Origin of the sequence: Pseudomonas sp. W4I3 (assembly GCF_030816195.1) — a bacterium.
In the GTDB taxonomy this organism is placed as follows: Bacteria; Pseudomonadota; Gammaproteobacteria; order Pseudomonadales; family Pseudomonadaceae; genus Aquipseudomonas.
Genome location: NZ_JAUSXS010000001.1, coordinates 4922488 through 4943664, shown reverse-complemented (window position 1 = coordinate 4943664; position 21177 = coordinate 4922488). Strand labels below are relative to the sequence as shown.

Below are 21177 nucleotides of genomic sequence, written 5' to 3'. Positions count from 1 at the left end.
CGTGTTTTCCCAATTCGCCCTGCACGAACGCCTGCTCAAAGCCGTGGCCGAGCTTAAATTTGTCGAGCCTACGCCTGTGCAAGCAGCGGCCATCCCGCTCGCGCTCCAAGGGCGTGACCTGCGGGTGACGGCGCAAACCGGTAGCGGCAAGACCGCTGCTTTCGTCCTGCCGATTCTCAACCGCCTGATCGGCCCGGCCAAAGTCCGCGTCAGCATCAAGACCCTGATCCTGCTGCCGACCCGCGAGCTGGCCCAGCAGACCCTGAAGGAAGTCGAGCGCTTCTCGCAGTTCACCTTCATCAAGTCCGGCCTGATCACCGGCGGTGAAGACTTCAAGGTCCAGGCCGCCATGCTGCGCAAGGTCCCGGATATCCTGATCGGTACTCCGGGCCGCATGATCGAGCAACTCAATGCCGGCAACCTCGACCTCAAGGAAGTCGAAGTGCTGGTGCTTGACGAAGCCGACCGCATGCTCGACATGGGCTTTGCCGATGACGTGCAGCGTCTGGTCGCAGAGTGCGTCAACCGTCAGCAGACCATGCTGTTCTCGGCCACCACCGGCGGCTCGACCCTGCGCGACATGGTCGCCAAGGTCCTGAACAATCCCGAGCACCTGCAGGTCAACAACGTCAGCGATCTGAACGCGACCACGCGTCAGCAGATCGTCACCGCTGACCACAACGTGCACAAGGAACAGATCCTCAACTGGTTGCTGGCCAACGAGACCTACCAGAAGGCCATCGTGTTCACCAACACCCGGGCTGCCGCCGACCGCATCTACGGCCGCCTCGTGGCGCAGGAGTACAAGGCATTCGTGCTGCACGGCGAGAAGGACCAGAAGGATCGCAAGCTGGCCATCGATCGCCTCAAGGCCGGCGGCGTGAAGATCCTGGTTGCCACCGACGTCGCCGCTCGCGGCCTCGACGTGGATGGCCTGGACCTGGTGATCAACTTCGACATGCCGCGCAGCGGCGATGAATACGTGCACCGTATCGGCCGTACCGGGCGTGCCGGCAATGATGGCCTGGCCATCTCGCTGATCTGCCACGGCGACTGGAACCTGATGTCGAGCATCGAGCGCTATTTGAAGCAATCGTTCGAGCGCCGCACCATCAAGGAAGTCAAAGGCACCTACACCGGGCCGAAGAAGGTCAAGGCTTCGGGCAAGGCCGTTGGCGTGAAGAAGAAAAAGACCGACGCCAAGGGCGACAAGAAAAAAGCCGGCGCCAAGTCGCCAACCAAGCGCAAGATCGCCAACCGTCCTAAGACCGACAACCTGTCGCTCGTCAGCAAGGACGGCATGGCCCCGCTCAAGCGCCGCAAGCCGGAAGCGCCTGCTGCCGAATAAGGCCTTGGCGGTATAAAAAAAACCGGACGTTGTCCGGTTTTTTTATGCGCCTGATCTGATCGTTGATCGCGCCCATGCTCGGCGTGGGAGCGCAGCCAGGAGCGCTCCGCGCCACGCTTCGTTCAGTTGGACTTGGCAGCCGCTTCCTTCAACTCCTTGAGCCGAGCATTGATCAACTGGCACTTGTCGGGAAATTGCGCGCTTTCGGTGTCCAGATCCATTCTCTGCAACTCGTCGTTCATTTCCTTGGCTTTGGTAGGATTCTGCTCGGTGAGCCTGGTCACTTCCTTGGCCAGCTCCTCGCGCTTGGCCGTGGCCTCGTCTGGCGTGCAGGCCCAGGTGGGCAGGGCGCACAACAGCGTGGCGGCGATGGCCAGGTTTTTCAGGGTGCTCATGGTTCGACCTCCTTGGCGTGATGATGCTCGGTTGAGGGGGTAAACGTCTGGAAAGTTCAGCGAAACGACCGCCCGTTCATCCAGCGGAACGGCCAGCGCGTGGACGGGTCACTAGCTTTGACGGGCTAATTTATCCAGGCCTGCAGGAGGAATCAGGATGACGACTTACAACTGGGATCTGATCGAGCGGCTGTTGCACGAAGTACAAAACGGCGAGGGCAGCTTTGCTCCTCGCAAATACGCCGAGCAGGAAGCCGCCGAGAAGGCCACGGCGGGCGAGTCCACCGGCAATCTGGATGCGTTGAAAAAGACCGCTGCCGATTACGAGGCGTTACTGTTCAAGCGTGGGTTTATCGAGTCGCGCCCTGAGGAAGAGGGCGGCAATGGCGAGAATTTCATTCTGACCCCGCGAGGCGCGAGCCTGCTCTCGCTGATCGACAGCTCGATTCCGGGTAATGATCATCCGCGTCATGTGATGGACCAGCAGGAAGACGCGCTGGATGAAGACACCTTTGATCGTGTCGCTTCCGAGGCGGCCATTGCCGGGGGCGCGATTTAGCGGTCACGCGCCACACCAAAGTCGGGAGCGTGCAAGCGCTCCCGCTTTTCATTGCGCCGATGCGGCCTTCAGGCACTTCAGCGCCTTGAAGTCGTTGCGCACACCGTCGATTTTCTGAGTCAGCTTGAGACGCTGCTGAACGGTGCTTTCAGCCATCAGGTCAACGATCAAGCCGCGCGCTGCGGCTTCGGTCTGTGCGTAGGCCGTGCGGTACTCCGGGGTCCACAGGCTTTCGCGGTCGACCAGCAGTTGCTGCATTCTGCGTGGGAAGTCGGCGCTATGGCGCTGCTGCACGGCGTCGATGAACTGAGCCTGCCAGCGGGCGCGGTTGCCGATCCATTCGGTGTTCTGATCACCCAATGCGACGGACCAAGCCGTCACCCGGTTCTGCTGGCTGGGGCTCAGTGGGCCGATCCAGGCGTCCAGGCGTTTGCTCATGCGCTCGGCACGCTCTTTGATCTGTTGAGCCAGTGGCGGTTTAAGGTATTCGTCCTGACGCTTGCGCAAGTCTTTGGCCAAGGCGTCGTTCATTTCCTTGACCTGTTGATCATCCAGACCTTGGAGCAGCTGAACCGCCGTGGGCGTGATCTCGCGCGCGATCTCGGCGATGGCCTGCTTGGCTTCCACGGTACGGGTTTGCAAGGCAGCGTCCGTGACCTGATTGCTGTCTACCATCACCTGCAGGCGGTCCAGCCAATCCAGGTAGCCGGGCAATTGCGTCGTGCAGTGCCATGCCAAATGCTGCTTGAGGCTGTCGTTGAACCAGCTCTTTTGCCCGGCGTTCATGTCCAGGTAGTCGTTGAGGGTCCAGGGAATGATCACGTCGAGATTACGGTAGGCCAGGCCTACGCGGTTGCAGCCAGCGAGCACCAAGCTCAGGGTCAGCAATAACGCCAGAAATTTGAGCCGACGCAACATGGGCAGGTCCTTGCACGGAGAGGGTTAATGCATGTGAACCTGCGGCGGGGGCGACAGTTCAGCCCATCAATAAAACGATCGCACGGCCTTCAAGGTCAACAGCCCATCACATTGCGAATTGTGTCCGGAGTAGGCCGAACAGTCACCGCCGCTGAGGCTGGAATCGCTGTAGATCAAGTCCAGGTCGATGCCTTTCCATTCTCGAGAGAACTGTACGGACCAATCGCTGAAGGTGCGGATGGAGCCGTTTTCCACCGAGACCGGGGTGCCCAGTTGGTGGGTGGTGTATTTCATGCTGACCCCGATGCCGAAAGGCTGGGTACCGCCGAGGTCGGCAAACAGGGTGCTGTCCTGGCGGTCGGGATCGTTGCTGAAGGAAGCGCCGAAGCGGTTGCCTAACAGGTTCAGGCCACCATAGAACTCCTGGCTGTCCAGCGGGCTGAGTTTGGGGTAGCTGTAGTGGATCAGGCCGACTTCGTAGCCCAGGGTCTGGTCGAAAGGGTGTTTGAAACCCATGTAGGAATCGACTTCGAGCGTGCTCTTGGAGGACAGGTCCATATTCGGCGAGAACTGCCCGAAATACACGCCGCTGTCATGGCTCAAATCCAGGCCGCCGTGAAACGAATCGCTGCCGGGCGCGGTGGGCTTGACCAAGCCCTGGGCCATGCTGCGGCTGGGCGTGGTGCCCAGTTTAAGGTCGAAATCGCCCAGTTCGCGCTGGAAGATCTGCGCGTGGGCGAGGGGACTTGCGATTAACGCAGCGATTATTAAAGTGCAGGCTTTGAACATGCTTCACTCCGTGAAAAGCGAGGAGCAGTAACGGGAAAAACAGGCAGATGCCCGTGCTAGACGTGTGCAAGGATACCGGCGAACGCGAGAAGATGAGGTCCGTTCGTCGTTTTTGCGCAATTAAAAATGAAGCGAGAGGGGTGTTTCGAGGCTCTAGTCCTAGCGCCTTGAAGGCAAAGCGCTTAGGGACCAGGTGCGTTGCGCAGGTATTACTTCTTGCCCAGGCTGATCTGCTTGGACGGGCCGAAAGTCTGGCCGCTCACGCCCTTGGCAATTTGCTGGATTTCGCCACCGGACTTGAGGAACGCAGCAATCTGGCTGTTGATCGATTCGCTGGTTTCAACGGCTGGAGCTGGCTTTGCTTTGCTGTTGGATGCTTTTACACGCATGGCGGCCACTAACCTGTAGAAAATTAACTTGGCCAGGCATCGTACAGGAAATACTTGACAATTGCTTGGCAAATATCCCCAAAGAATGAATGTCGCGTCTGAAAAACGGCCGAACTTTCTCGCTGAATTAATTCGCTAACTTACTGTTTTAACTCGAAAGTACACGATGAGCCAGTGCTGGTGAGCGGCGAAATTCGCCGGATTGATCAGACGAGCGGGGCAGTGCCATTGGAGGGCCAGGTCAGCCAGCGGATTTTTCAGCCGCGCGCGCGTGCCTGGCCCAACTCGGGTAGAATACCGCCCACGTAACGAGGGTATTTGGAAATGGCTTTAGTCGGGCGCTACAACAGCTTGCAAGTGGTTAAACACACTAACTTTGGTTTGTACCTGGATGGTGCGCAAGACGGGGAAATCCTCTTGCCTAATCGGTATATCCCCAAAGACATTCCCAGTGAAGATGAAGACTGGCTAAACGTTTTCATTTATCTGGACAGCGATGACAAACTTATCGCCACCACTGAAAAGCCCAAAGTTCAAGTGGGCGAGTTTGCCAGCTTGAAAGTGGTGGAAGTCAACAGTATTGGCGTTTTCCTCGATTGGGGTCTGCCCAAGGATCTGTTGCTGCCTTATTCGGAAGAAAAGCGTCAATTGAGCGCCGGTGAGTATTGCGTTGTGCACGTCTACCTCGACAAGCACACCAAGCGCATCACCGCCACCGCGCGCCTTGACCGCTACCTGGACAAGACCCCGGCCAATTACCAGGTGGGCCAGGAAGTCGACCTGTTGGTGGCCGAAGCCACGGACATGGGCTTCAAGGCGATCATCAACAACAAGCACTGGGGCCTGATCCACAAGAACGAGGTGTTCAAGTTCCTGCGCCCGGGCAAGGAAGAGAAAGGCTTCATCAAGGAGATCCGTGCCGATGGCAACATCAGCCTGAGCTTGCAGCCGGTTGGCCAGGAGGCCGCGTCCAGCCTCAACTCGAAGATTCTTGCCAAGTTGCGTGATAACAACGGCACCTTGCCGGTCAGTGATAAAAGCGACCCGGCAGTGATCAGCAACTTGTTTGGCGTGAGCAAAGGTAACTTTAAAAAGGCCATTGGCGCGCTCTACAAACAGGGCCAGATTGTGATTCATGCGGACCGCATTGAACTAAGCTGAGTGCGGTTCGCTCTGCTGTAGGAGCACGCTCGCTCCTACAGTGGATGGGTCAAATGTCGAAGAAAACGTTGTTTGCCTATCTGGGCACGTTGTTCGCCTTCCTGGTGCTCGACGGCCTGTGGCTGGGTGTCCTCATGGGGCCTACCTATAAAAGCCTGCTCGGCTCGCTGATGCTCGATCAACCCCGCCTTTTTCCCGCAGTGGTGTTTTACCTGCTGTACGTCCTAGGTTGCGTCGTGTTCGTTGTGTTACCCAGTGCCAGCTGGCAGCGCGCCGCGCGTTTGGGGGCGTTGCTCGGGCTGGTCGCCTATGGCACTTACGACCTGAGTAATTGGGCCACACTGCAAGGTTGGTCGGCGGGTCTGGCGGTGATGGACATGGCGTGGGGCACTGTGCTGACAGCGGTTTGTTGCACGGTTGGCTACCTGTGTGCACAACGGGTGCACCGTTGATTGTGTACAGGATTGCTGTGCACCGTTGCTGCGCGTAGATCTCGTATCTGAACTTCCCTGAGTCCCTTTGGAGCGCTGCTCCGCTGGGATTGTGTGCTTTTGGCACGCATTCTGCTGAATGCCTCGTATACAACCCATGTCGCCTTCCGTATGCATACCGCCACGGCAGCGCACGGCGGGTATTCCGAGGACTCCCGCGATGACTGAACAATTGCCCAAAGGCTACAGCCCAAGACTCTACAATCAGGACTTGGGCCCACTGCCGCAAAAGTGGACCTGGTACAACATCTTCGCCTTCTGGATGAGCGACGTGCACAGCGTCGGCGGCTACGTCTTCGCCGCCAGCCTGTTCGCCCTGGGTCTGGCGAGTTGGCAGGTGTTGATCGCCTTGCTCGCGGGTATCTGCATCGTGCAACTGATCGCCAACCTGGTGGCCAAGCCGAGTCAGCAAGCGGCCGTGCCTTACCCGGTGATCTGCCGGCTGGCATTTGGCGTGTTCGGCGCGAATATTCCTGCGGTGATCCGGGGCCTGATTGCGGTCGCGTGGTACGGCATTCAGACGTACTTGGCGTCGAGTGCCCTGATCATCGTGGTGCTGCGCTTCTTCCCGTCGATGGCCGTGTATGCCGAGCCGCATTTTGCGGGGTTGTCCTACTTGGGTTGGTTCGGTTTTCTTACCTTATGGGTGTTGCAGGCCGCCGTGTTCTGGGCGGGCATGGAGTCCATCCGCCGCTTTATCGACTGGGCCGGCCCGGTGGTGTACGCGGTGATGTTTGCCCTGGCCGGCTGGATCGTCTGGAAGGCCGGCTGGGCGAACATCAGCTTTACCCTGGCGGAAAAATCGCTGTCGGGCTGGCAGGCGTTTGGTCAGGTGATCGTGGCGACCGCGCTGGTGGTGTCGTACTTCTCTGGGCCGACCTTGAATTTTGGTGACTTCAGCCGCTACTGCCGCAGCATGCAGGACGTGCGGCGCGGCAATTTCTGGGGGCTGCCAGTGAATTTCCTGGCGTTTTCCCTGGTAACCGTGGTGATCGTCTCGGGCACTCTGCCGGTGTTTGGCCAAATGCTGCACGACCCGATCGCCACCGTGGCGCGTATCGATAACAGCATGGCCGTGCTGCTGGGCGCATTTGCGTTCGTCACCGCCACCATCGGCATCAATATCGTCGCCAACTTTGTCTCGCCCGCATTCGACTTCGCCAATATTGCGCCGAGCAAGATCAGCTGGCGCGCGGGTGGAATGATCGCGGCGGTGGCCTCGATCTTTATCACGCCGTGGAACCTGTTCAATAACCCGCTGATGATCCATTACACCCTGGATATTCTCGCCGCGTTTATCGGGCCGCTGTTTGGCATCCTGCTGGTGGATTTTTACCTGATCAAAAAGCAGCAGATCGACGTGGATGCGCTGTTCGATGACAGCCCGAGCGGGCGCTATTACTTCGATGGCGGGGTGAACTGGACGGCGATCAAGGCGCTGGTGCCGGCCACGCTGGTGGGCGTCGCGATCACCTTCACCCCAGCGTTGCAGGGCATGGCCAATTTCGCCTGGTTTACCGGATGTTTGCTGGGCGGGCTGTTTTTTCTGGTGCTGGCGCGGCGCGAGCAGGCCCACGCGCCGACGCCTCTGGTCGCCAGCTGATCGATACACCACCGGCCACCAGCAGGCCGCAACCGGCAATCACCAGCGCCGGTTGCAAGCCGCCGCTCAAGTGGCTGCTCACAGCGGCCAGCAGCGGCCCGCTCAATTGGCCAATGGCAAAGCTGGCCGTCAGCAGTCCGGTGCTGCGCTGGTAGCCGTTTGGCGCTACTTCGCGCAGGCGCGCCATGACCAACTGCATGCAGGCCAGAAACGGTGCGCCGCATAGCAGCACCCCGAATGCCAGGCCCCAGCCATTGCCCAGCAAGCAAGTGAACACACCCGCCGCTTGCAGCCACAGGGTTGTCATCAACCAGCGCCGGGTGGTGTTCGGATCCTTGCGGCGCAGGCTGGCAATCACCACGCCTGTGGCCGCCGCCAGGCCGAAGCAAGGCCAGAACAAATCGGCTTGCCAGGCCCCCCTGAACTGCGCGCTGGCCATTTGCGACAGGAAGGTCGCAGGAATGATGTAGCCCAGGCCGTACAGGAAGTAAATCCAGCATAAGTGCGCGATGCTGCTGTTATTGCCAGCGCTGGACTCGGTTGCAATCGAGAGGGTCGGCTTCGGCAAGAAGGGCAGGATGGCCAGTAGCATCACCAGCGCCACGGCGCCATACACCAACCACAGCGTCGCGGAGCTTTGTCCCAGCAGGTTGGAGCCCAGTGCCAGTAAGCCGGTCAGCAGAATCCCCAAGCCCGGCCCCGCAAACACCACTGCTCCCAGGCGCGGCTTGCCGGCGGCAATCGCCAGTGGCTGGCTCAGGCTGGTGATCATCACCAACGCCCAGGCGCTGGCCACACCGATGCCGAAACGCAGCAACAGGTGCGGCCAGAAGCCGTGTGCCCAGTACGACGTGAGCGTCAGCAGCACGCACAGCCACAGCCCGCCGTACAAGCGGCCTTTAATGTGGTGATGGCTGCGGGCGAATATCGAGTCCACAGCACCGACGAAGTAACCCAGGTAATTGGCGGCCGCGATCAGCCCAGCGCCGGTCAAGTCGATTTGGCCTTCGCTGAGCAGGTGCGGCATCTGCGGGGTAAGGGCAAAGCGGCCAATGCCCATGGCCATCATCAGGGCGACGAAGCTGGCGGTTAAGCGAATCAGCGGTGACATATTCAAGAGTCCTGCAATAAACCGGAGACCGTCAGGCTAAAGCGGATTGACTTTCTGTAAAAATGAATAATAGTGACGTACTTGTTCAGTTTTGGAGAAAGGTGTGGAATTCAGTCAACTGCGCATCTTCCAGGCGGTGGCGGAGGAGGGCTCCATCACGCGCGCCGCCGAGCGCCTGCACCGTGTGCCGTCGAACCTGTCGACCCGGCTCAAGCAAATGGAAGAACAACTCGGCGTTGAGCTGTTTGTGCGTGAACGCCAGCGTTTGCAGCTTTCTCCCGCCGGTAAAGTGCTGTTGGACTACAGCACGCGCCTACTGGCGCTGCACGACGAAGCACACGGCGCCGTGCAGGGCGGGCAACCGGCCGGTGATTTTGTGCTCGGCAGCATGTACAGCACGGCAGCGATTCACTTGCCGGCGCTGTTGGCGCGTTATCACAAGGCCTACCCGAAGGTGAACCTGCAGGTTCAATCCGCGCCGAGCGGCGAACTGCTCGAAGGTTTGATCACCGGACGGCTGGATGCGGCGCTGGTGGATGGCCCGCTGACCCTTGCCACGCTGGACGGTATCCCGCTGTGCGAAGAGCGCCTGGTGATCATTTGCGAGGCCGACCACCCGCCGGTGAATGGCCCCCAGGACGTCGCCGGCCGCTCGGTATTCACTTTCCGCCGCAGTTGCGCCTATCGCACGCGCCTGGAAACCTGGTTTTCCCACGAGCGGGTGGCCATGGGCCGCGCTATCGAGATCGAGTCCTACCAAGGCATGCTCGCGTGCGTGATCGCCGGTTCCGGGGTGGCGTTGATGTCTGAATCCATGCTCGACAGCTTGCCAGGCAAGGACAGTGTGTCCGTTCATCCGTTGAACGGGCGTTTTGCCACTGCCACCACCTGGTTGATGTGGCGAAAGGGTATGCTCGGCGCTAACCTCAACGCATGGATCGAGCTGCAGCAGGCAAGCGGGGCAGAATGCTTGAAGGACACGCACGAGATTGCTTGAACGATCCGTCAGGATTCAGATCCATTCAGTAATAGTTCGTTGTGGTTTCGCACAAGCAATACGTAGGACTTAGGGCTACTATCAGTGTAGGAAAGGGCGATAGAACAGGCGCCTGCCAGCATTACCCTCAAAGGGGGCACATCATGAAAGAGAAAATCCAAACCTGGCTCCATGACCTTGGCGTTGCGCTGGGCTTGATCGAGCCGCCGTTGCAGCCGGTACCGATCCGTACCGATGACGAGCAACGTCGCCCTCGTCGGCGCTGATCCCAAGCCAACTGAGGACTCAAGTGGGAGCGGGCTTGCCCGCGAATGCGGTGATTCAGTCGATAAATAATTGACTGGTTCACTGCATTCGCGAGCAAGCCCGCTCCCTTATTTGTTTGTGTCAGGCACGAAACTCGGGGTATGACCACCCAATATCTTTCGCTTTCAAGCGTCGGAGTTGGACTACGTGCTCGTCAGAATTAGCTGGCTTATCCAGTTTTCAGGATGAGCGTAGGTTGAGTTCCGTTACGGGACTCTTTTCATGGCGTGTCGCATTCTCTTAGCGGGCGACAACAGAAAGATCGAATAGAAGGGCAGTTGCTTCCGTAACTCAACACTTTATACGTCCTCTCTTTGGGGCGTCAGTGAGTCCGAGTTATTGGAGACAACGCTATGACGTGCTCTTCCGTTCCGCCAGTTGCCGCATCCCTGATCGCCACAACCGAATGCATTTTACATATCGCGCCTGTGTCCAAAGCCTGGAAGGCTGACGCTCCTGGCAATGTCGTGTTTCTCCCGCCGACAATAACCCAGCAGACGTTGCTCACACAGATCGGGCTCCTGCGTCCATCAACGATCGTTGTCGGGGACCAGACCATAGATGCAGACGTCATCAACTTATGGCGTATCGCCCACCCATTTGGAAACCTGCATCTACTTCGCAGAGGTACGAGTCTGGATAGGGTTCGACTGGATCTGTGCGCATCCAGCGCAATTCAAGTGCACAACACGCCTGGAGTCAACGCGCCGCATGTCGCTGCTTATATCCTGCACTGGCTGGCACTGGGCGATGGCTCGGTACCCCGAGATATCCGCGTATTGGGATATGGAAATGTCGGTAAGGAACTGGTCAGGTTACTACTTGATCGAGATCAGGATGTGCGAATCAAGGTGTTGTGCCGAGATCACCAAGTGCCGGACGGCAACGCGTTCCAGGACAGCAGGGTTTCATTCGTGGTGGATCGGTTCGAGGCGATGAGGGGGGCCTGCGCGGTCGCCCTATGCTTATCTCTGACTGATGACTCGGCTCATTTCATTGATCGCACCCTTATCCAATGTATGCACAGGCAGGCCCGCCTGGTCTGCGTCGCCAAGCCGGACGTGTTCAGCGATGACGCTTTGCAGACCCTGGCCGTGGCCGACATCCAGCTTGTATTGGACTACGGGCCTGCAACATTGGATGCGTTTGGATCGCGCACAGAAAAGCTGGGTTGTAGCGTCTCCACATGGCGCACGCCGGCGACGCTGACTGCGCAGGCGGCAACTACCGAGGCCTGCCAATGCGATCTCGACTATGCCGTCTCGATTCAACTGAGCATGACCGCTTTACACGGCCTTGTCAGGCGCAAAGTTGCGCAGTCATTGACGATCCCCTTCCTGCACATAGAAAGCGATGCGCCGCGGGTGTCGATCATCGGCAGAGGGATCAACGGCTTGCTTCAAGCCTTGATGTTTCGCCTGGCGAACTATCAGGTCGACGTATACGGTGGAAACCGGCAGAGCGATGGCGCCAGCCACAAGCAGGTGAACATGCGCCATCTGTCGGCGACGGAGACGACGGCAAAGCCGCTGCACAACCCCTATCTGTTGTGCGCAAATAAGCTTTTTGCCGTCGAGTGCAATCGGGCCGGCATTGAGCTGTTTGAAAAGCTTCTGGCTGATAACCCATCACTGGCGCGATTTGCACGCTCGCCAGTTGTACGCGCCTATAGGGCGGACGCAAGCGACGTAGACGCGGCGATCAGCGAGCAACGCGATATCGAAAGCCGGCCTTGGCCGAGCGGCAAACCGGGCGGTGAGGTCACGGAGATCAGCCAGCAGCAGTTCCAGGCACATTATGGAATTCCGGGCGTCGGCCGGGCGATTGAAGTGTCGGGCTACGAGGTAGCGTTTAACGATCTGATGCTTGAGTTAGAGAGGCTTTTGCAGCGGTCCGGGGTTCACTTTCGGCCCCAGCATCTGACTCCGGACCAAATTGCCGAGTTGAGCAAAGATCACTTCGTTGTTACTGCCATGGGCGTGGAGGAGGCCAACGTCGTCGCGGTCACGGGCTGGTTCTTCAAACTGTACGCAGTGGATGATGAAGGTGCGCAGATGTGCGGACTCAAGCTGCAGTACGATCTGCCCATCGGGGTCATGAATTGTCGCCTGGATGGGAACTACATTCTCGTTTCTGGCGGGCAGGTGCCGAGTGGGTCGACGCCTGAGTACAAGGAGCAGGTTTTGGCTGCCTGCCTTGCCGCTGTTTCGCGGCACTTTCCGCAGTCGTACCTCAGTGCGGTTGAAGAAGCAGAGCTGCACATAATCGAATGTGCCAGGCCAGGCACGTCGGATGGACTTTCCATCGTGTATTGGTCTGCCTACCATCAAATCGCCGCCGGAGGAACGTATGCCGGGGGCACCACTCAAGGACTGGTGTGGGCTTCTCTGGTTCAGGAAACCGTCCAGGCCCGAGTGCGCGACAGTTGAGTATTAAAAGGCGGATGCGACATCTGACGTCGCACCCGCTGAAGAAACCGCTCTAACGGTTGATATGTTTCAAATCGCCCCAGCCACCACCGCCCCCGGTTTACGCGACAACACACTCACCATTACAAAACTCACCAAAGCCACCGCAAGGCTGTAATAGATCGGGGTGTTCGCATCCAGCCCATCCTTGAACATGAAGACCAGCGCGGTCACGAAGCCCAGGGTCATGGATGTAATCGCCCCAGAGACAGTCGCACGCTTCCAGAAGATCGCGCCGATCAGCGGGATCAGCATGCCGCCTACCAACAGGTTGTAGGCCAGGGTCAAGGCGCTGATCACGTCGTTCACCACCAGTGCGATACCCAGCACGGCTATGCCGGTCAGCAGGGTGAACAAGCGATTGACGCCCAGGCTCGACTGCTTGCCGCCGCGCAAGCGTGGCAGCAGGTCTTCGGTCAGCACGGTGGAGGCGGCGAGTAGTCCGGCGCTGGCCGTCGACATCATCGCCGCCAGGGCAGCAGCAATCACCAGGCCGCGAATACCGTCCGGCAACGACGCTTTGACGATGGCCGCGAATGCGTTGTTGACGTTGTCCAGGTCCGGGATCAGCACATGCGCCGCCATGCCGATCAATGCGCACGCCAGGCCGTAAAGAATGCAATAGAACCCGGCGAAAGTGCCTGCGTACTTGGCGACTTTTTCGTCGCGGGCGGTGAATACGCGCTGCCAGATGTCCTGGCCGATCAGGATGCCGAAAAAGTAGATCATGAAGTAGGTGATGATGGTGTCCCAGCCGATCGCGGTAAAGCTGAAACTCGACGCCGGCAGCTTGGCCACCAGTTCATCCCAGCCACCGACGCGGTACAGGCAGATTGGCAGCAGGATAAACATCAGCCCGACGGTCTTGATTACGAACTGCACGATATCGGTCAGGGTCAGCGACCACATGCCGCCGATGGTCGAATACACCACGACCACGCCACCGCCGAGCAGCACCGAGACCCAGAACGGCAGGCCGAACAGCACTTGCAATACGGTGCCGATGGCCAGGATCGAGGTCACCGTGATCATCAGCGCATAGGCCAGCATGATCACCGCGCTGGCCTGGCGGGCCGTGGAGTTATAGCGTTTTTCCAGGACCTGGGTGACCGTGAAGATTTTCAGTTTCAACAGCGGCCTGGCCAGGAACAGGTTCAGCGCGATGATCCCCGCACCCAGCGCAGCACACAGCCAGAAACCGGAAATACCGTGCACATAACCCAGGCGCACGGTGCCGACCGTGGAGGCGCCGCCCAATACGGTGGCGGCCATGGTGCCCATATACAGCGATGGCCCCAGGTTACGTCCCGCCACCAGGTAGTCTTCATGGGTCTTGGCACGGCGCATGCCGTAGTAGCCAAGCACAAGCATGCCGGCGGCGTAGATGAGTACGACGAATAAATCCAAAGCCATGACGGCGAGTCTCCGATTATTTTTTATTGTGCAGAAGGCGCTTGCTGTGGCGAGGGAGCTTGCTCCCGTTCGACAGCGGAGCTGGCGCCGGCTTTTTCAGGACCGCTTCGCAGTCCAGCGGGAGCAAGCTCCCTCGCCACAAACGTCGGGCCATAGACGGCGGCCGGTTCCGGAAACAGCCGCAGCAGGCTCAGGTACGCCACCGAGGCCAGGCCCAGCGTCACCGGCAAGCTGATGTCGATGCCCTCGGCCAGGTTGCCCAATGGCCCGACAAACTGCCCCGGCAAGTTGACGAAGCACAGGCCCACCAGCGCGCTCGGGATCCAGGCCCCCAGCCCGCGCCAGTTCCAGCCATGGCTGAACCAGTAGCGGCCGCCGGTTTCGCCACGGGTGAACACCTGCAGGTCATCCGGGCAATAAAAACCTCTACGTACGATCAGGCCGATAATCATCATCACCATCCATGGCGTGGTGCAGGTAATGATCAGCACGGCAAAGGTCGACACGCTCTGCACCAGATTGGCGGCGAAACGTCCGATAAAGATGAAGGCAATCGACATTACCCCGATCAGCAGTGTGGCCTTGACCCGCGACAGCAGGCGCGGAAACACGCTGGACATGTCCAGCCCGGTGCCATACAGCGAGGTGGTGCCGGTGGACATACCGCCGATCACCGCAATCAGGCACACCGGCAGGAAGAACCAGCTCGGCGCCACCGCCAGCAAGCCACCCACATAGTTGTTGCTGGCGATGTAGTCCGGTGCCTTGACGGCCACGATGGTCGCGGTAGCCAGGCCGAACAGAAAGGGAATCAAGGTGGCGAGCTGGGCCAGGATCACCGCCAGCATGATCCGGCGCTTCGGGGTGTGTCGCGGGATGTAGCGCGACCAGTCGCCGAGGAACGCGCCGAAGGAAATCGGGTTGCTCATCGCTACCAGCGCGGCGCCGATAAACGCCGCCCAGAAACCGCTCTGGCCGAGGGCGACGCTGCCGGAGAAGTGGCTGTCGAAGGCTGGCGCAAAGGCGAAGATCCCGAGCAGGAACAACAGGCTCGCGGCCCACACCGCAATCCGGTTGACCCACAGCATGAAGCGAAAACCGTAGATGCATACCGTCAGCACCAGCAGGGCGAAGACGCCGTAGGCCAGGCCCAGGGTCAGGTCGGATTCCGGCAGGCCGATCAGACGTTTCGCACCGCCCACCAGCGCATCGCCTGAACTCCACACCGACAGTGAGAAGAAGGCAATCGCGGTCAACAACGACAGAAACGAGCCGACGATCCGCCCATGCACGCCGAAGTGCGCGCCGGAAGACACGGCGTTGTTGGTGCCGTTGATCGGTCCGAACAGGCCCATGGGCGCCAGGATCACCGCGCCCACCAGCACGCCCAGCACAATCGCCCAGACCCCGGCCTGGAACGACAGCCCGAACAGCACCGGAAACGCGCCCAGCACCGCAGTGGCAAAGGTATTGGCACCGCCGAAGATCAGCCGGAACAGGTCCTTGGGGGCGGCGGTGCGTTCGTGGTCGGGGATCTGTTCGACCCCGTTGGTTTCTATGGTGCGAATACTGTTTTGGTTGTTTTTATTATTCATGATCAGCTCCGATCACATTGGCTAAGGGGGCGGCAGCCCTTCCGGCATAGCGGACAAATGTTCGTGACAGGCCAGCCACAGGCCTTGTTGTTGTTCTGTGCGCGACCCTTGTCGTGTGAAGACGATGGTCTCGCGTTCCTGGCTGAAGTAATGTTCCCCGTTCATGCGCAGCTCGGTGGCCACGTCATGCATGAAAATCGCCACGTCACCCTGCAGGCTGACAAAGGCGTTGCTCGAGGTGCACGACAGCACCTCGAACCCCTCGTCCCGGCGCCAGCTGTCCCACAACGCTTGGTAGGCATCGCGGCTAAGCAGCGGCTGGGGGAGGGTGTGGAACACAAAACTCGCATCGCAGGTGAACGCGCCGAAGTAAGCGGCGCGGTCGTTGCGAGCGAAGGCCCGGACCAGCGCCGCCGCAGCCTTGAGCACCGCTGGCACGCTCATCAGCGATGTACCACACCGGGCAGTACGCAGAGCATCTCGTACAGCAGGTTGGCGCCCAGCAGCGAGGTATTGCCGGTGGTGTCGTAGGGCGGTGAAACTTCCACCAAGTCGCAACCAATCAAATCCAGGCCCTGGCAACCACGGATGATCTCGATTGCCTGGATAGTGGTCAGCCCGCCGATTTCCGGGGTGCCGGTGCCAGGCGCCCAGGCCGGGTCGATGCCATCGATGTCGAAGCTCAGGTAGACCGGGCCGCCGCCGACTTTTTCGCGCACTTCGGCCATCAATGGCGCGAGCGAGTGATGCCAGCATTCTTCGGCCTGAACCACACGAAAGCCCTGCTTGCGGCTCCAGTTGAAGTCTTCGGCGGTGTAGCCCTGGGCGCGCAGGCCGATCTGCACCACGCGGTCGCAATCGAGCAAGCCTTCTTCCACGGCGCGGCGGAAGGTGGTGCCGTGGGCGATTTTCTCGCCGAACATATGGTCGTTGACGTCGGCGTGGGCGTCGATGTGCACCAGCCCGACCTTGCCGTGTTTTTTGTGGATGGCCCGCAGGATCGGCAGGGTGATGGTGTGATCGCCGCCCAGGGTCATGGGGATCACGTTGTGCTCGAGGATTTCATCGTAGGCTTCTTCGATGATGCGCACGGCGTCCAGAAGGTTGAAGGTGTTGATCGCTACGTCGCCAATATCGGCGACCGATAGCGAATCGAACGGCGCCGCACCGGTGGCCATGTTGTAGGGGCGGATCATCACCGATTCGGCGCGGATTTCACGGGGGCCGAAGCGGGTGCCGGCGCGCAGCGAGGTGCCGATGTCCAGGGGCACGCCGATAAAGGCGGCGTCCAGGCCCTTGGCCGACTGCAGGTGCGGCAGGCGCATCATGGTGGCGATGCCGGCGAAACGCGGCATTTCATTGCCGCCCAGTGGTTGGTGGAAAATCTTGTCCACGGGATTGCCTCATCATTGTTTTGTTTATCAGGGGCCGATTCTGCGAAAAGCGCAGGAAGGGAAGAATCGGCAGAGGCAAATACTTAGTTCAGATTTTTCTAAACTAACGCCTGAGGTAAACTCGGCGGCAAATGTGGGAGCGCCTCTGGAGAATCCATGGCCAACGCCTTGCCCGACCTCAAACTCCTGCGCATCTTCGTCAGCGTCGTGCGGCACCAGGGGTTCGCCAATGCCCAGCACGAACTCAACCTGTCCACGTCAGCCATCAGCACCTACATGAGCCAGCTGGAATCGGCCTTGGGCCTGGTGCTGTGCCATCGCGGGCGGGGCGGCTTCAGCCTGACCAGCAAGGGCGAGCTGTTTCATCAGGAAACCTTGCGGTTACTGGGTGAGCTGGAAGGCTTCGAACAATATGCCGCCGCGTTGAAGGGCGAGCTGCGCGGCACGCTCAAGCTTGGCGTGCTCGACTCAACCGTCAGCGATAAAGCCTTGCCGTTCGCCGAAGTGATTGGCGCCTACAGCCAGGAACACCCGGCTGTGCACCTGCATTTATCGGTCATGAGCCCGTATGAGTTGCAACTGGGTGTGCAGGACAACCGTCTGGACTTGGCCATCGGCGCGTTCTCCAACCGCATGAGCGGGCTGGTTTATATGCCGCTGTACCGCGAGCAGCACTGGCTGTATTGCAGCACTCGGCATCCTTTGTTCAATGAGCGACGCATCCCCGAGCAGGTCATCACCCAACAACGTATGGTCGGGCGCGGTTACTGGAGCCAGGCCGAACTGGCGCGCCACGGCTTCAAGCACAGCGCCGCGACGGTGGAAAGCATGGAGGCGCAGCTGATTCTGGTGCTGTCGGGCGCCTACATCGGCTATTTGCCCGAACACTACGCCCAGGCCTGGGCCGACAAGGGTGACCTGCGCGTCTTGCTACCGGCGACTTTTGGCTACCAGGCACCGTTTTCAATGATCATGCGCCGGGGGCGAAGCCGCGAGCCGCTGATCCAGACCTTTCGCGATTTACTTAAAGCCCAGCTCAACCAGGCCTGAAAAACCATGTCCAGACCCCAATGCCCGCGCTGCCTCAGGCCGACCACTCATTGCCTGTGCGCGCTGATCCCCAGCCTCGAAAGCCGCACGCGCGTGCTGCTGTTGCAGCACCCCAGCGAGGTCAACCATGCGCTCAATACGGCGCGGTTGGCGGCGTTGGGGCTCAACAACGCGCAGTTGGTGGTGGGGGAGGTGTTCGAGGACTTGGCGACGTTATTGAACTCGCCGGGGTATCAGGCGCGGTTGTTGTTTCCGGCCGATGATGCGCAGCCTTTGTGCGCCTATGCGCCTGACGATCAGCCACTACTACTGGTGGTACCCGATGGTACGTGGCGCAAGGCGCGCAAGCTGCTGTACCTGAACCCGCTGCTGGCAGCCTTGCCCCGGGTGACCTTGGCCGGCGGCGGCGTTTCCCGGTATCGGCTGCGCAAGGCGCCGGGCCCAGGGGCGTTGTCGACGGTCGAAGCGATTGCGCAGGCGCTGCAGTTATTGGAAGCGCCGGCATCGTTCGAGCCGTTGCTCAAACCCTTTGAAGCACTTATCGAGGGGCAGATCGCTGCAATGGGTGAAGAGGTTTTTCAGAGAAATCATGGCGACGGGCATTTGGGCTAGATTGTTTTTCCCGGTGCGGCCATCGGGGGCAAGCCCCCTCCCACATTCGACCGCATGCTCATGTTGGAACGCGATCAACTGTGGGAGGGGGCTTGCCCCCGATGGCGCCCTCATAGGCACCACACCTCTGCCTTATTCCTATAAGCCATAAGCACCGCACTTTGCGTGATATGGCCCGCCGACCTTTCCCGGTATGATGTCCGCCCCCGCAGTCTGGATTGCGAATACGCCATGACCTTGCAGTACCCCACAATCGCCGATTGCGTCGGCAACACACCCCTGGTCCGCTTGCAACGCATGGCGGGTGAAACCAGCAATACCCTGTTGCTCAAGCTTGAGGGCAACAACCCCGCTGGTTCCGTCAAGGACCGTCCGGCGCTGTCGATGATCACCCGCGCCGAACTGCGCGGGCAGATCAAGCCGGGCGACACGCTGATCGAAGCCACCTCGGGTAATACCGGGATCGCCCTGGCCATGGCCGCCGCGATCAAGGGTTACAAGATGGTGCTGATCATGCCCGACAACGGCAGCGCCGAGCGCAAGGCGGCAATGACCGCCTATGGCGCTGAGCTTGTCTTGGTCACCCAGGAAGAGGGCATGGAAGGCGCGCGTGACCTGGCTGAACGCATGGCCGCCGAAGGCCGTGGCGTGGTGCTGGACCAGTTCGCCAATGGGGACAACCCGGAAGCGCACTACACCAGCACCGGCCCGGAAATCTGGCGCCAGACCCAGGGCACCGTCACCCATTTCGTCAGCTCCATGGGCACCACCGGCACTATCATGGGCAACTCGCGCTACCTCAAGGAGCAGAACCCGGCGATTCAGATCGTCGGCCTGCAACCGATGGAAGGCGCAGCCATCCCCGGTATCCGGCGCTGGCCTGAGGAGTACCTGCCGAAGATCTACAACGCCACGCGGGTGGATCGCATCATCGACATGGCTCAGCGTGAAGCCGAAGACACCACCCGCCGCCTGGCCCGTGAAGAAGGCATCTTCTGCGGCGTGTCGTCCGGCGGCGCTGTGGCCGGTATGTTGCGCTTGTCCAGGGAAGTCGAAAACGCGGTGATCGTCGCGATCATCTGTGACCGAGGCGACCGTTACCTGTCGACCGGCATCTTCGACGAACCCAACTGATGGCCAAGCACGAGAGAGGCCTGCGCTTCCAACCGACGGGCGGCAGCCGGGCCCCGCAGATCCCCGTAGGCAAAAAGCAACGCCTGACCATCGAACGCCTGGCCAATGACGGTCGCGGCATCGTGTTCTTCGAAGGCCGTACCTGGTTCGTCAACGGCGCGTTGGCCGGCGAAGAGGTGGAAGCACGGGTGCTCGGCACCCACGGCAAGGTGGTTGAGGCGCGCACTGAGCGTGTATTCACCGCCAGCGAACTGCGCCGCCCCGCACCCTGTGCCCACGTTGGCCGCTGTGGCGGCTGCAGCGTGCAGCACCTGCCTCATCACGAACAACTTGCGCTGAAACAGCGCATGCTCGCCGAGCAATTATCCCGTGTGGCCGGCGTCGAACCGCAAGAATGGGCCGCGCCCTTGAGCGGGCCGGAATTCGGCTACCGCCGCCGTGCCCGCGTGGCGGTGCGTTGGGATGCCAAGGCCAAGCACCTCGAGGTGGGTTTGCGCGCCGTGGCCAGCCAGGACATCGTCGCCATCGATGATTGCCCGGTGCTGGTACAGACCTTGCAGCCGATCATGCAGCGTCTGCCGGGCATGCTGCGCCGCTTGAGCAAACCGCAGGCGTTGGGGCACGTGGAGCTGTTCAGCGGGTCGTCCATCGCCGTGTTGCTTCGGCACATGGCACCGCTGTCAGACGCGGACATGCGGGTACTGAAGGAATTCTGCGCGTTCCATGACGCGCAATTGTGGCTGCATGGCGAAGGTCAACCGGAACCGGTCGAGCCAGCCACGGCGCTTGGTTTTCGACTGGAGGCATGGGACCTGGAGCTGGCTTACCGGCCGGGGGACTTTGTGCAGGTCAACGCCGCGGTCAACGAGGCGATGGTGGCCCAGGCCCTGGAATGGCTGGCGCCGCAACCCGATGAGCGGGTGCTGGACCTGTTTTGCGGGCTGGGCAACTTCGCCCTCGCCACTGGCCAGGCAGGTACGCGAAGTGATTGCCGTGGAAGGTGTGCAGGCGATGGTCGAGCGCGCTGCGCAGAATGCCTTAAGCAACAATTTGCATAACGCCGAGTTTTTTCAAGCCGATTTGTCCCAGCCTCTGATGGATGCGCAATGGGCCAAACAAGGCTTTTCTGCGGTACTCTTGGACCCACCCCGCGATGGTGCCCAGGAGGTTGTGCGTAAACTTGCCAACCTGGGTGCCAGGCGTCTGGTGTATGTGTCCTGCAACCCGGCCACGCTGGCGCGGGACACCGTTGAATTGATCAAGCAAGGTTACCGGCTAAAGCGTGCCGGGATCCTCGACATGTTTCCGCAGACAGCGCATGTCGAGGCCATGGCGTTATTTGAAGCGGGCTAGGATGCCCGTTTAATCCGACTGGCCTGCAGTCTCCAGGGCCGTGAACTGCCAGGGAGCCTGCAGCAAGGTCGGCGATGATTTTTGGCGCATC

General features: G+C 60.2%; 20 protein-coding genes and 1 pseudogene. 12 read left to right on the top strand and 9 right to left on the bottom strand.

From position 1 onward, the window contains the following. Window position 1: 1 nt before the first annotated feature. The gene (locus QF045_RS22365) at window positions 2-1348 is read left to right on the top strand and encodes a DEAD/DEAH box helicase (protein ID WP_124387655.1); all 1347 of its coding nucleotides are present in this window, start codon (window positions 2-4) and stop codon (window positions 1346-1348) included. 122 nt (window positions 1349-1470) lie between these two features. Here the strand turns inward: QF045_RS22365 and QF045_RS22360 are convergent, their stop codons facing one another. Then, on the bottom strand, window positions 1471-1743 hold the full coding sequence (locus QF045_RS22360) for a hypothetical protein (RefSeq protein WP_306494064.1): 273 nt from the start codon (window positions 1741-1743) through the stop codon (window positions 1471-1473). Window positions 1744-1900: 157 nt separating this feature from the next. Between QF045_RS22360 and QF045_RS22355 the strand changes: the two genes are divergently transcribed. Beyond that, entirely contained in the window at window positions 1901-2302 is a 402-nt protein-coding gene (locus tag QF045_RS22355; RefSeq protein WP_306494063.1) for a transcriptional regulator, read from the top strand. A 48-nt stretch (window positions 2303-2350) separates the two neighbouring features. Here QF045_RS22355 and QF045_RS22350 read toward each other — a convergent pair whose 3' ends face one another. From QF045_RS22350 to QF045_RS22340, 3 genes are all read right to left on the bottom strand, one after another. Then, complete coding sequence (locus QF045_RS22350) at window positions 2351-3220, bottom strand: DUF6279 family lipoprotein (protein ID WP_306494062.1); 870 nt, start codon at window positions 3218-3220, stop codon at window positions 2351-2353. Window positions 3221-3286: 66 nt separating this feature from the next. Next, complete coding sequence (locus QF045_RS22345; RefSeq protein ID WP_306494061.1) at window positions 3287-4009, bottom strand: TorF family putative porin; 723 nt, start codon at window positions 4007-4009, stop codon at window positions 3287-3289. Window positions 4010-4218: 209 nt separating this feature from the next. Then, on the bottom strand, window positions 4219-4398 hold the full coding sequence (locus QF045_RS22340) for a hypothetical protein (RefSeq protein ID WP_003193095.1): 180 nt from the start codon (window positions 4396-4398) through the stop codon (window positions 4219-4221). Window positions 4399-4722: 324 nt separating this feature from the next. On the opposite strand from QF045_RS22340, the gene QF045_RS22335 reads away from it, so the two are divergent. The 3 genes from QF045_RS22335 to QF045_RS22325 all read left to right on the top strand — a co-directional run bounded on the left by QF045_RS22335 (window position 4723) and on the right by QF045_RS22325 (window position 7653). After that, window positions 4723-5559, top strand: a complete 837-nt coding sequence (locus QF045_RS22335; protein WP_057721276.1) for a S1 RNA-binding domain-containing protein — start codon at window positions 4723-4725, stop codon at window positions 5557-5559. A 53-nt stretch (window positions 5560-5612) separates the two neighbouring features. Next, complete coding sequence (locus tag QF045_RS22330) at window positions 5613-6011, top strand: DUF2177 family protein (protein WP_306494060.1); 399 nt, start codon at window positions 5613-5615, stop codon at window positions 6009-6011. 199 nt (window positions 6012-6210) lie between these two features. Continuing rightward, window positions 6211-7653 (top strand): NCS1 family nucleobase:cation symporter-1, encoded by a 1443-nt coding sequence (locus tag QF045_RS22325; RefSeq protein ID WP_306494059.1) that lies wholly within the window; start codon window positions 6211-6213, stop codon window positions 7651-7653. On the opposite strand, the gene QF045_RS22320 is transcribed toward QF045_RS22325, so the two are convergent. Continuing rightward, window positions 7565-8764, bottom strand: coding sequence for a YbfB/YjiJ family MFS transporter (locus QF045_RS22320; protein WP_306494058.1), 1200 nt, complete (start codon window positions 8762-8764; stop codon window positions 7565-7567). The genes QF045_RS22325 and QF045_RS22320 overlap by 89 nt on opposite strands. A gap of 103 nt (window positions 8765-8867) precedes the next feature. On the opposite strand from QF045_RS22320, the gene QF045_RS22315 reads away from it, so the two are divergent. The 3 genes from QF045_RS22315 to QF045_RS22305 all read left to right on the top strand — a co-directional run bounded on the left by QF045_RS22315 (window position 8868) and on the right by QF045_RS22305 (window position 12496). After that, complete coding sequence (locus tag QF045_RS22315) at window positions 8868-9761, top strand: LysR family transcriptional regulator (RefSeq protein WP_306494057.1); 894 nt, start codon at window positions 8868-8870, stop codon at window positions 9759-9761. A gap of 143 nt (window positions 9762-9904) precedes the next feature. Next, window positions 9905-10027 carry a PA1414 family protein gene (locus QF045_RS22310; protein ID WP_017737772.1) on the top strand — a complete coding sequence of 41 codons (123 nt, stop codon included), beginning with the start codon at window positions 9905-9907 and terminating at the stop codon, window positions 10025-10027. A gap of 393 nt (window positions 10028-10420) precedes the next feature. After that, window positions 10421-12496 (top strand): FAD-dependent oxidoreductase, encoded by a 2076-nt coding sequence (locus tag QF045_RS22305; protein WP_306494056.1) that lies wholly within the window; start codon window positions 10421-10423, stop codon window positions 12494-12496. 69 nt (window positions 12497-12565) lie between these two features. On the opposite strand, the gene QF045_RS22300 is transcribed toward QF045_RS22305, so the two are convergent. Genes QF045_RS22300 through speB form a run of 4 tightly spaced genes read right to left on the bottom strand, consistent with a single transcriptional unit; the run spans window position 12566 to window position 16937 of the window. After that, window positions 12566-13948 (bottom strand): sodium:solute symporter, encoded by a 1383-nt coding sequence (locus QF045_RS22300; RefSeq protein WP_306494055.1) that lies wholly within the window; start codon window positions 13946-13948, stop codon window positions 12566-12568. 23 nt (window positions 13949-13971) lie between these two features. Next, window positions 13972-15543 (bottom strand): cytosine permease, encoded by a 1572-nt coding sequence (locus QF045_RS22295; protein ID WP_306494054.1) that lies wholly within the window; start codon window positions 15541-15543, stop codon window positions 13972-13974. A gap of 21 nt (window positions 15544-15564) precedes the next feature. After that, window positions 15565-15987 carry a nuclear transport factor 2 family protein gene (locus QF045_RS22290; protein ID WP_306494053.1) on the bottom strand — a complete coding sequence of 141 codons (423 nt, stop codon included), beginning with the start codon at window positions 15985-15987 and terminating at the stop codon, window positions 15565-15567. Further along, complete coding sequence (speB, locus tag QF045_RS22285; protein ID WP_253397789.1) at window positions 15987-16937, bottom strand: agmatinase; 951 nt, start codon at window positions 16935-16937, stop codon at window positions 15987-15989. Before speB ends, QF045_RS22290 begins: the two co-directional genes overlap by 1 nt. 156 nt (window positions 16938-17093) lie before the next feature. On the opposite strand from speB, the gene QF045_RS22280 reads away from it, so the two are divergent. The 4 genes and pseudogenes from QF045_RS22280 to rlmD all read left to right on the top strand — a co-directional run bounded on the left by QF045_RS22280 (window position 17094) and on the right by rlmD (window position 21086). After that, window positions 17094-17987 (top strand): LysR family transcriptional regulator, encoded by an 894-nt coding sequence (locus tag QF045_RS22280; protein WP_306494052.1) that lies wholly within the window; start codon window positions 17094-17096, stop codon window positions 17985-17987. A 6-nt stretch (window positions 17988-17993) separates the two neighbouring features. Then, complete coding sequence (locus QF045_RS22275) at window positions 17994-18599, top strand: tRNA-uridine aminocarboxypropyltransferase (RefSeq protein ID WP_306494051.1); 606 nt, start codon at window positions 17994-17996, stop codon at window positions 18597-18599. Window positions 18600-18830: 231 nt separating this feature from the next. Continuing rightward, complete coding sequence (cysM, locus tag QF045_RS22270) at window positions 18831-19733, top strand: cysteine synthase CysM (protein ID WP_306494050.1); 903 nt, start codon at window positions 18831-18833, stop codon at window positions 19731-19733. Continuing rightward, a pseudogene (gene rlmD / locus QF045_RS22265) lies at window positions 19733-21086 on the top strand (23S rRNA (uracil(1939)-C(5))-methyltransferase RlmD). The gene cysM and the pseudogene rlmD overlap by 1 nt, the downstream one beginning before the upstream one ends. The last annotated feature ends 91 nt before the right edge of the window (window positions 21087-21177 follow it).

Coding starts and splice junctions, on each gene's coding strand:
- QF045_RS22360 (WP_306494064.1), bottom strand. CDS start 1,743: ATGAGCACCCTGAAAAACCTGGCCATCGCCGCCACGCTGTTGTGCGCC.
- QF045_RS22355 (WP_306494063.1), top strand. CDS start 1,901: ATGACGACTTACAACTGGGATCTGATCGAGCGGCTGTTGCACGAAGTA.
- QF045_RS22350 (WP_306494062.1), bottom strand. CDS start 3,220: ATGTTGCGTCGGCTCAAATTTCTGGCGTTATTGCTGACCCTGAGCTTG.
- QF045_RS22345 (WP_306494061.1), bottom strand. CDS start 4,009: ATGTTCAAAGCCTGCACTTTAATAATCGCTGCGTTAATCGCAAGTCCC.
- QF045_RS22340 (WP_003193095.1), bottom strand. CDS start 4,398: ATGCGTGTAAAAGCATCCAACAGCAAAGCAAAGCCAGCTCCAGCCGTT.
- QF045_RS22335 (WP_057721276.1), top strand. CDS start 4,723: ATGGCTTTAGTCGGGCGCTACAACAGCTTGCAAGTGGTTAAACACACT.
- QF045_RS22330 (WP_306494060.1), top strand. CDS start 5,613: ATGTCGAAGAAAACGTTGTTTGCCTATCTGGGCACGTTGTTCGCCTTC.
- QF045_RS22325 (WP_306494059.1), top strand. CDS start 6,211: ATGACTGAACAATTGCCCAAAGGCTACAGCCCAAGACTCTACAATCAG.
- QF045_RS22320 (WP_306494058.1), bottom strand. CDS start 8,764: ATGTCACCGCTGATTCGCTTAACCGCCAGCTTCGTCGCCCTGATGATG.
- QF045_RS22310 (WP_017737772.1), top strand. CDS start 9,905: ATGAAAGAGAAAATCCAAACCTGGCTCCATGACCTTGGCGTTGCGCTG.
- QF045_RS22305 (WP_306494056.1), top strand. CDS start 10,421: ATGACGTGCTCTTCCGTTCCGCCAGTTGCCGCATCCCTGATCGCCACA.
- QF045_RS22300 (WP_306494055.1), bottom strand. CDS start 13,948: ATGGCTTTGGATTTATTCGTCGTACTCATCTACGCCGCCGGCATGCTT.
- QF045_RS22295 (WP_306494054.1), bottom strand. CDS start 15,543: ATGAATAATAAAAACAACCAAAACAGTATTCGCACCATAGAAACCAAC.
- QF045_RS22290 (WP_306494053.1), bottom strand. CDS start 15,987: ATGAGCGTGCCAGCGGTGCTCAAGGCTGCGGCGGCGCTGGTCCGGGCC.
- QF045_RS22280 (WP_306494052.1), top strand. CDS start 17,094: ATGGCCAACGCCTTGCCCGACCTCAAACTCCTGCGCATCTTCGTCAGC.
- QF045_RS22275 (WP_306494051.1), top strand. CDS start 17,994: ATGTCCAGACCCCAATGCCCGCGCTGCCTCAGGCCGACCACTCATTGC.
- cysM (WP_306494050.1), top strand. CDS start 18,831: ATGACCTTGCAGTACCCCACAATCGCCGATTGCGTCGGCAACACACCC.